The organism is Mycobacterium sp. E1747 (genome assembly GCF_001667775.1).
GTDB lineage: Bacteria > Actinomycetota > Actinomycetes > Mycobacteriales > Mycobacteriaceae > Mycobacterium.
The window spans coordinates 19,125-27,740 of record NZ_LZJI01000126.1 but is presented as its reverse complement, the minus strand read 5'-3'; the positions used below and the strand labels follow the sequence as shown (position 1 = coordinate 27,740).

The window sequence follows — 8,616 nt, the reverse complement described above, 5'->3', positions numbered from 1 at the left end:
CGCGGCATGATCTCGAATTGGTGCACGACGGTTGCACCCTGGCGGTGCGCGGTACCGAGGCAGTCCGCGCCGGTGTCGCCGCCGCCGATGATGACGACCTTCTTGCCCTTGGCGGTGATCGGGGGCTCCCCGTCGGGGCCGAGGACGTCGTCGCCCTCCTGCACCCGGTTGCCCCATGGCAGGTACTCCATCGCCTGGTGAATCCCGTCCAGTTCCCGACCGGGGATGGGCAGGTCCCGCCCGGCGGTCGCGCCACCGGCCAGCACCACCGCGTCGAATTCGGCGCGCAGTTGTTCGGCGGTGATGTCGACCCCGACGTTGACACCGGCGCGGACTGCCTCGGTACCGCGCACCGCCAGGGTGCAACCGTCGTGCACCAATTCGAGATCATGCCGCGTCCGCCGGAGTCACGCGCCGAGTCGACCCCGTGGCCGACCTACCCGCTGATGTACCGCGTGTCGTCGGCGCACGAAGAGGGCGGCGAGCGGGTGTTCTCGGTGAACACCGAGCAGTTCGTGGGCGAAGACGGCCGCGTCACGGCGCTCAAAGCGCACGAGGTCACCATGCAGGACGGCAAGTTCGTCAAGGTGGAGGGCTCGGAGTTCGAGCTCGAAGCCGATCTGGTGCTGCTGGCCATGGGCTTCGTTGGGCCGGAACGAGAGGGTCTGCTCACCGACCTCGAGGTCAATCTCACCGACCGCGGCAACGTCGCGCGGGGCGCCGACTTCGACACGTCGGTACCCGGTGTGTTCGTCGCCGGGGACATGGGCCGCGGCCAGTCGCTGATCGTCTGGGCGATAGCTGAGGGCAGGGCCGCGGCTGCGGCCGTGGACCGCTACCTGATGGGCGCGACCGCCCTGCCGGCGCCGGTCAAGCCGACCGCCGTCCCGCTCCAGTAGTCACAGAAGCCACACCAGAAACACCCGCACCAAAATCGGCGAGTCTGCCACCGTTTGCCAGATGGCGGGTGTCTAATAACCCGTTGTGGGCTCCTTCACACGGGCGGACGACCGGGGCCCCGGCTGAACGGAACGATCGCAGGAGTGATCACTGTGCACATCAATCCAGTACCTCGATCACGGATGGGGCGAATCGCCTGGTCCTGGTTTCGCCACCCGGTCAAGAGTCGCGAGTTTCCGGCCAGACACGAGCGCTTGGTCACCGCCGCCGAATTGATGATCTTCGGGGCATAGCCACCCGACGACGCGCCTCCGGGCACGAGACACTGGGTTTGCTCAGCGAAGCGATCGGGGGTTTCGCCCGGCACCGCGCAGCTTCGCGGTCACCGGTTTCATCGACTTAGCAATCCCGAATCGCGGATGGCCTCGGCCAGCGGTTCCAGGACGCTGGGGTCGTGGGGCGGGTTGATGTAGACGATGCCCAGGTCGAGTCCTTCGGCCGCCAGGCCGCCCGCCTCGTCGACCACCTGCTGATAGTTGCGCCGGGCGTCCAGGCGCAGGTGGGCCGATAGCATGATCTCCTTCGGGTCGCGGCCGATCTTCTCGCACTCCGCGGTCAGCACGTCGCGTTTGCGCGCGAACTCTTCGGGCGGCCCGCCAGCGAAGTTCCAGTGTTGCGCGTAGCGCGCGGTGATCGGCAGCGTTCGTTTCTCGCCGCTGCCGCCGATGCAGATCGGCGGGTGCGGGCGTTGCACGCCCTTGGGCTCGTTGCGGGCGCCCTTGAGCTGGTAGTACTTACCGTCGAAGTCGGTGGTGTCCTGGCTGAGCAGGCTGGTGAGCACCTGGCAGGCCTCCTCGAATCGATCGAAGCGTTCCCGGATGCTGCCCAGCTCGATGCCGTACGCGCCCGACTCTTCCTCGTTCCAGCCGGCTCCGATGCCCAGCTCGAGCCGTCCGTTCGAGATGATGTCGAGTGCGGCGGCCATGTTGGCCAGCACCGCGGGGTGGCGGTAGTGAATGCCGGTCACCAGGGTGCCCAGCCGCAGTCGCTTGGTCGCTTGCGCCAGCGCGGTCAGCGTCGTCCACCCCTCGAGGCAGGGTCCGCTGCTGTCGGAGAAGATCGGATAGAAGTGGTCGAACGTCCAGCCGGACTCGTAAACATCGATGTCGTCGGCGGCCTGCCAGACGGCGAGCATGTCGGCCCAGGTGGTGTTTTGGGGTGAGGTTTTGAACGCGAATCGCATGAAACCGACGTTAGCCGAACTTTATGAAGCGCAACTAAACTCATGCGGACGATGACCAGCGCGCTCGGACTCGACACCAAGATCACGCTGCTGGCGGCCGGGGTGATCTTTCTGCTCGCGCTGGCCCTCGGGGTGTGGAAGTACGGGCAGATGATGGCTGCCGACGACCATCGCGCCCATCCCTACGTCGACATCGCGCACCGGGCGGCGTTGCTCTACTCCTTTGCGACGCTGCTGTTGGCGGTCTTCGTCGAGCTGAGCGCGTGGCCGACGTGGGTCAACCTGACCGCCGCCGGGGTGGTCGTCTCCTTTTTCGTCGGCGCCATCCTCAGCTACATCGGGCACGGGGTGCGGCGCGACACCGTCAATCAATTCGAGAACCCGGTCCCCGGGACGCGGGTGATGATGGCGTTGCTCATCGCCGGTGAGATCGGGGGCTTCAGCGTGCTGCTCGCCGGATTCATCGCCGCGCAACTCCGCTAACCCGGGCGGCTTTGGCGGTGACCTGCGTCGCCCGGCTCCGCCGCGCTTGCCGTCACCGCGCAGGCACACTGGAGTCATGGATCCCGTAGAGGCATTGCGGCAGATCGCCTACTACAAAGATCGCAGCCGCCAGGACCCCAGGCGCGTGATGGCGTATCGCAACGCCGCCGACATCGTCGAGGGGCTCGACGACGCGGCACGTGAGCGGCACGGCCAGGCCAACAGCTGGCAGTCGCTGCCGGGCATCGGACCCAAGACCGCGAAGGTCATCGATCAGGCCTGGTCCGGCCGCGAGCCCGACCTTCTTGCCGAATTACGCTCGGCAGCAGAGGATCTCGGTGGCGGCGACATTCGTGCGGCCTTGCGTGGTGATCTACATCTGCATTCGAACTGGTCGGACGGCTCGGCGCCGATCGACGAGATGATGGCGACGGCGTCCGCGCTGGGGCATGAGTATTGCGCGCTCACCGACCATTCGCCACGTCTCACGATCGCCAACGGTCTGTCGCCGGAGCGGTTGCGGGCGCAGCTCGACGTCATCGACAAGCTGCGCGACCAGTTCGCGCCGATGCGCATTCTCACCGGGATCGAGGTCGACATCCTGGAGGACGGCAGCCTTGACCAGGAGCCCGAGCTGCTCGAGCGGCTCGACGTGGTCGTAGCCAGCGTGCATTCGAAGCTGTCGATGGATGCCGCGGCGATGACTCGGCGCATGGTGCGGGCCGTGTCGAATCCGCACGCCGACGTGCTGGGCCACTGCACCGGCCGCCTGGTCTCGGGTAACCGGGGCATCCGTCCGCAGTCGAAGTTCGACGCCGAAGCGGTGTTCACGGCGTGCCGCGATCACGGCACCGCGGTGGAGATCAACTCGCGACCCGAGCGCCGGGACCCGCCGACCGCGCTGCTCAAGCAGGCCATGGACATCGGTTGCCTCTTCAGCATCGACACCGACGCGCACGCGCCCGGCCAGCTGGACTTCCTCGGCTACGGCGCGCAGCGCGCCCTGGACGTGGGCGTGCCCGTCGACCGGATCGTCAACACCTGGCCGGCTGACAAGCTACTGGAGTGGACCGCCTCGAATTGAGGCGACCGCTCAGACCCGCACGGGTTCGGCGTGCTCGGGGACCGGTTCGTCGCTGCGGCTGGCGCTCTGCACCAGGTTGGCGACCGCAACCGTCGCGCAGGTCGCAGCCGGGATAAGCAACGCGTAACCCCCTAATCGAGCGCCGAACACGATCCCGGCCACACCGCCGCCGAGGAATAGCAGCAGGGTCGTCGCCAGGATCGCGGTATTCCATTTCTTGATTCCGTGACGCCGACTGCGACCGAGGATCAGCCCGAGATCGGTGACGGTTCCGGTGAAGTGCGTGGTGCGGATCGCCATTCCGCGGAAGCTCGATGTCATCCCGTTTTGCAGGCCGAGCGCCGTCGCGGCGAACAGCGCCTGCACCGCGGTCTGCTCGATTCCCAGGGCGTTGATCTGCGCCTTGACGACGGTCTCCTCGACTCCGGCCGCGGCGAGTGCGAGCAAGAGTGCCTCGAGGAAGAGCACGGCGGCATGGCGCGGCCCCGCGAGGGCATCCGTAGGTGCCAGGACCGCGCCGGCTATGACCGCTCCGGTCAGGAAGCCCAAAAAGATGGCGCCGAGGACGTGGCCCTCGTATAGCCACGGGTTGGCCGTGTTCATGCCCAGCTGGGTGGTGATCGCGGTCAGGTTACCGACGGGCAGCGCCAAGATCAGCAGCGCCACCGCGTTGACGAAGCCCGCCGATAAGGCGAGTAGCGCGCTGTATCCGAGCAGGATCCCCTCGCGAGGCAGGCCGGTGTCGCGGGCTTGGTGCGGCGGCGGCATCGGGTTCAGTTGCTCACTTTCGAGGTCGGTTTTTCGCCAGCCTAACCATCGGGCGGTCGGGCAAGCTGCGCCGCGAGACGGATTCAAATCAACTTCACATCATCGAAAAAGCTTGTCTCAGAGAATGATTGGTGAAGACGCGCGCTCCGCGCTTCAGTCGGGAAGGTGCGGCATCTCTGTACCCGGATCGCGGCCGAGGTAAACCGCGGGCGTCAGGGCGGACTTGCCGTACCGGTCGCGCACGCGGTCGATCGCCGCGTCGATGGCCAGCCGGTTGTCGGCGTCGTCGAAGGGTAGCGTCAGCTGCTGAGCGCCGCTGCGGTCGATCCCAGACACCGCGAATCCGATCAGCGTCAGCCCGCGCTGCGCGATCACCGGAGCGGCCGACGCGACCAGCACACGCGCGGCGGCCAGGATCGGCTGCGTCGAGGACGTCGCCCACGGCAGCGTCCGCGACCGCGTCGCCCGCCCGAAGTCGTCAAACCGCAGGCGCAGCACAACTGTCCGGCCGGTGCGCCCGGCGGTACGCATCCGGCGGGTGATGCGGTCGATCAGGTTGATCACCACCGCGTCGATCTCGGCGGCCGACATGGTGTTGCCGGCGCGGCCGAGCGCCCGCTGCGCCCCGACGGACCGGCGCCGCAGGCCGGTGGTCACCCGGCGGCGATCGATGTTGCGCGACAGCGCGAACAGTTGGCGTCCCATTGCGCCGCCCAGCAGCGAGGCCAGCGTCGACTCGCTCAGCTCGGCGACGTCGGCGACGGTCACGAGCCCGTGGGAGTGAAGTTTCTCGGCCGTCTTGGCGCCCACCCCCCACAGCCGCCGGACCGGCAACGGGCGCAGGAAGGCGATCTCCTGATCGGGCGGGACCAACAGCAGGCCGTCGGGCTTGGCTTCCTGGCTGGCGACCTTGGCCAGAAACTTTGTTCGGGCGATGCCCACGGTGATGGGCAGGCCGACCCGGCCGCGGACGTCGGCGCGCAGGCGTCCCGCGATCTGGACCGGCGTTCCGGAGACCCGGCCTAGGCCGCCGACGTCGAGAAACGCCTCGTCCACCGAGAGCGGCTCGACGATCGGGGTGCAGTCGCGAAACACCTCGAACACGGCGTCACTGGCGCGGCTGTACGCGCTCATCCGGGGCGGGACGACGACGGCGTGCGGGCACAGTCGTCGCGCCTGCGCACCACCCATCGCGGTCCGCACGCCGTACGCCTTGGCCTCGTAGCTGGCCGCGAGAACGACGCCGCCGCCCACGATGACCGGACGACCGCGCAGCGTCGGATCGTCGCGCTGCTCGACGGACGCGTAGAACGAATCCAGGTCCGCGTGCAGGATGGACGCCTCGCACCGCACGAACATATGTTCGCACGCGGCGGTGACGAGATTCCATGGTGACGGCCCGTCCCCCGCAAGCGGGGGTACCCCCATCGCCCGGCTACGCCGCGCTTGCGATCGCCACTTAACCGGATTCGCCGTAGATGCTGCTCACCCAGATGTGGGTGAGCGTGTCGACCACCCGGTCCTCGTCGACCGAGGGCGTCTCGGCGGACAACGCCGCCATCATGGTGCGTTCGTTCATCTGGTTCAGCGACGTCGCCAGGTCGGCGGCGGGGATGGTCTCCGGCGCGGCGCCGCGCTCGCGTTCCGCGGCGATCATGGCCGCCGTCTGGTCGATCCACTTCTGCATGAAGCCCAACCACACCACGCGCAGCTCGGAACTGGTCGCCAGCGCCTCGGTCGCGGCGCGGGCCAGCCTGCGGTGGGTGCTGAACGCCGTGAAGAACGCCTTGATGCCGTTTCGCCACACCCGGCGGGGATCTTCCGGTAGCCGCTGCACCGCGCCGTCGAACTCCGAATCGGCGCGGGCGATCACCGGTTCCAGCAGCGACAGCAGCACCGCTTCCTTGGATTTGAAATAGAAGTAGAAGGTCGGGCGCGACAGACCCGCCCCCTTGGCCAGGTCGTCGACCGAGATGTCGGCGAACGACCGCTCTTCCAGCAGCCGCTCGGCGGTCGCGATGATGGCCTGCTCACGATCGTCGCCCGAGGGCCGGATGGCACGACGACCGCGCAGGGCGCGAGTCTGGCCGGTGGGCGTCACGGCCGTTACTCTACACGCTGTCGAAAGTGTCGACACCCTGTTGACTATGTCGACATGCCGTTGATAACGTGACCGCATGAGTGAGCACCTTGACGTGATCATCGTGGGCGCCGGCATTTCGGGCATCAGCGCGGCGTGGCATCTCCAAAAGCGCTGCCCGACCAAAAGCTTCGCGATCCTCGAACGCCGCGACGATCTGGGCGGCACCTGGGACCTGTTCAAGTACCCGGGCATCCGGTCGGACTCGGACATGTTCACCCTCGGGTTCCGGTTCAAGCCGTGGCTCTCGGCGAAGTCGATCGCCGATGGCCCCGACATCAAGGCCTACATCAGGGAGGCCGCGGTCGAGAACGAGATTGACCGGCACATCCGGTACCGTCAGCACGTCCTGGCCGCCGACTGGTCCGATGCCGACAACCGCTGGACGCTGACCGTCGAGTCCGACGGCCAGGAGCGCGAACTCACCTGCTCGTTTTTGTTCGCGTGCACCGGCTACTACAACTACGACGAGGGCTATTCGCCCACCTTCCCCGGCGCCGAGGACTTCGAGGGCCGGATCGTCCACCCGCAGCACTGGCCTGAAGACCTCGACTACACGGGCAAGAAGATCGTCGTCATCGGCTCCGGTGCCACCGCGATCACCCTGATCCCGGCGCTGGTCAACTCGGGCTCGGGTCACGTCACGATGCTGCAGCGCTCGCCGACCTACATCGGCTCGCTGCCCGGGGTTGATCCGTTCGCCGAACGCGCCAACCGGCTGCTGCCGGACCGGTTGGCGCACGTCGCGAATCGTTGGAAGGCCATCGTGTTCAGCACGTTCCAGTACCAGCTGTCGCGGAAGGCTCCCGCCTACATGCGCAAGACGTTGATGACGATGGCCAAGCGTCGCCTGCCCGAGGGCTACGACGTCGAGAAGCACTTCGGGCCGCGGTACAACGTCTGGGACCAGCGGCTGTGCCTGGCGCCGGACGGTGATTTCTTTCGCACGATCCGGCACGGCAAGGCGGACGTGGTCACCGACACCATCGACCGGTTCACCAAGACAGGCATCAAACTCGCCTCAGGCGAGGAGCTGCAGGCCGACATCATCATCACAGCAACGGGTCTGAACATGCAGCTGATCGGCGGTGTGAAGCCCACCAGGAACGGCGAGCCGATCGAGCTGACGTCGTTGATGACCTACAAGGGCCTGATGTTCTCCGGCGTGCCGAATTTCGCGATCACCTTCGGCTACACGAACGCGTCGTGGACGCTAAAGGCCGACCTGGTCTCCGAATTCGTCTGCCGGTTGCTGAACTACATGGACGCAGAAGGTTTCGACTTCGTGGAGCCGCAGCATCCCGGCGATGACGTCGACGAACTGCCGTTCATGGACTTCAGCCCCGGCTATTTCCAGCGGGCGATGGACATGCTGCCCAAGTCGGGGTCGCGTGCGCCCTGGCGGCTCAAGCAGAACTACTTCTTCGACATGCGCACGATCCGTCGCGGCAAGGTTGCCGACGAGGGCCTGCGATTCGCGAAGAAGCGTGCGCCCGTTGCGGTTTAGGGTTTGACGACGACGATACCGTCATCGTCGCTGTAGGCGATCTCGCCGGGTACGAAGGTCACTCCGCCGAGCGTGATCTCGACGTCCCGCTCACCGGCACCGGTCTTGGTGCTCTTGCGCGGATTGGTGCCCAGCGCCTTGATGCCGATGTCGAGGCCGCGCAGCGCGGCGGCGTCACGCACCGCACCGTTGACGACGAGACCGGCCCAGCCGTTCGAGCGCGCGAGCTCGGCGATGACGTCTCCGACCAGTGCAGAGTGCAGGGAGCCACCGCCGTCGATGACCAGTACTCCGCCCGCACCCGGCTGGGAAAGCACCGATTTCAGCAACGCGTTATCTTCAAAACACCGCACCGTACTGATGGGTCCGGCGAAATCCGAGCGGCCACCGAACTGGCGGAATTGGATATCGCAGCTTCGAACGTCGGGGCCGATGTCGTCGACGAGGTCGGCGGTGGGCTGGAAGGACACGGTCACGTCTGACACCGTAGC

8 protein-coding genes and 2 pseudogenes are annotated in these 8,616 nt (G+C 66.9%); 4 read left to right on the top strand and 6 right to left on the bottom strand.

Annotated features, from left to right (window positions below):
- Nucleotides 1-329 (bottom strand): annotated as a pseudogene (locus tag A5695_RS12585) (FAD-dependent oxidoreductase); the annotation flags it as partial.
- On the opposite strand from A5695_RS12585, the pseudogene A5695_RS12580 reads away from it, so the two are divergent.
- Nucleotides 240-899, top strand: a pseudogene (locus tag A5695_RS12580) (FAD-dependent oxidoreductase); the annotation flags it as partial. The pseudogenes A5695_RS12585 and A5695_RS12580 overlap by 90 nt on opposite strands.
- 392 nt (nt 900-1,291) lie before the next feature.
- On the opposite strand, the gene A5695_RS12575 reads toward A5695_RS12580, so the two are convergent.
- The gene (locus A5695_RS12575; protein WP_068081905.1) at nt 1,292-2,143 is read right to left on the bottom strand and encodes an LLM class F420-dependent oxidoreductase; all 852 of its coding nucleotides are present in this window, start codon (nt 2,141-2,143) and stop codon (nt 1,292-1,294) included.
- Between the two features lie 51 nt (nt 2,144-2,194).
- Here A5695_RS12575 and A5695_RS12570 point away from each other — a divergent pair, with 51 nt between their 5' ends.
- Both A5695_RS12570 and A5695_RS12565 read left to right on the top strand, forming a co-directional pair.
- Nucleotides 2,195-2,626 (top strand): hypothetical protein, encoded by a 432-nt coding sequence (locus tag A5695_RS12570; protein ID WP_156749608.1) that lies wholly within the window; start codon nt 2,195-2,197, stop codon nt 2,624-2,626.
- Nucleotides 2,627-2,702: 76 nt separating this feature from the next.
- Nucleotides 2,703-3,710, top strand: coding sequence for a PHP domain-containing protein (locus A5695_RS12565; RefSeq protein WP_068081901.1), 1,008 nt, complete (start codon nt 2,703-2,705; stop codon nt 3,708-3,710).
- Nucleotides 3,711-3,719: 9 nt separating this feature from the next.
- Here A5695_RS12565 and A5695_RS12560 read toward each other — a convergent pair whose 3' ends face one another.
- From A5695_RS12560 to A5695_RS12550, 3 genes are all read right to left on the bottom strand, one after another.
- The gene (locus A5695_RS12560) at nt 3,720-4,478 is read right to left on the bottom strand and encodes a YoaK family protein (RefSeq protein ID WP_068081900.1); all 759 of its coding nucleotides are present in this window, start codon (nt 4,476-4,478) and stop codon (nt 3,720-3,722) included.
- Nucleotides 4,479-4,631: 153 nt separating this feature from the next.
- A complete protein-coding gene (dinB, locus tag A5695_RS12555; RefSeq protein WP_068081897.1) occupies nt 4,632-5,837 on the bottom strand; it encodes a DNA polymerase IV in 1,206 nt (401 codons plus the stop codon).
- A gap of 100 nt (nt 5,838-5,937) precedes the next feature.
- Complete coding sequence (locus A5695_RS12550) at nt 5,938-6,579, bottom strand: TetR/AcrR family transcriptional regulator (protein ID WP_068081894.1); 642 nt, start codon at nt 6,577-6,579, stop codon at nt 5,938-5,940.
- Between the two features lie 76 nt (nt 6,580-6,655).
- Between A5695_RS12550 and A5695_RS12545 the strand changes: the two genes are divergently transcribed.
- The gene (locus A5695_RS12545; RefSeq protein WP_068081891.1) at nt 6,656-8,125 is read left to right on the top strand and encodes an NAD(P)/FAD-dependent oxidoreductase; all 1,470 of its coding nucleotides are present in this window, start codon (nt 6,656-6,658) and stop codon (nt 8,123-8,125) included.
- Here A5695_RS12545 and rraA read toward each other — a convergent pair.
- A complete protein-coding gene (gene rraA, locus A5695_RS12540) occupies nt 8,122-8,601 on the bottom strand; it encodes a ribonuclease E activity regulator RraA (protein WP_068081889.1) in 480 nt (159 codons plus the stop codon). The genes A5695_RS12545 and rraA overlap by 4 nt on opposite strands.
- Between the last annotated feature and the right edge of the window lie 15 nt (nt 8,602-8,616).

Bases quoted from the DNA above. Each gene is read 5' to 3' on its own strand.
- A5695_RS12570 (WP_156749608.1), top strand. From the start codon at position 2,195: ATGACCAGCGCGCTCGGACTCGACACCAAGATCACGCTGCTGGCGGCC.
- A5695_RS12575 (WP_068081905.1), bottom strand. From the start codon at position 2,143: ATGCGATTCGCGTTCAAAACCTCACCCCAAAACACCACCTGGGCCGAC.
- A5695_RS12545 (WP_068081891.1), top strand. From the start codon at position 6,656: ATGAGTGAGCACCTTGACGTGATCATCGTGGGCGCCGGCATTTCGGGC.
- dinB (WP_068081897.1), bottom strand. From the start codon at position 5,837: ATGTTCGTGCGGTGCGAGGCGTCCATCCTGCACGCGGACCTGGATTCG.
- A5695_RS12565 (WP_068081901.1), top strand. From the start codon at position 2,703: ATGGATCCCGTAGAGGCATTGCGGCAGATCGCCTACTACAAAGATCGC.
- A5695_RS12560 (WP_068081900.1), bottom strand. From the start codon at position 4,478: ATGCCGCCGCCGCACCAAGCCCGCGACACCGGCCTGCCTCGCGAGGGG.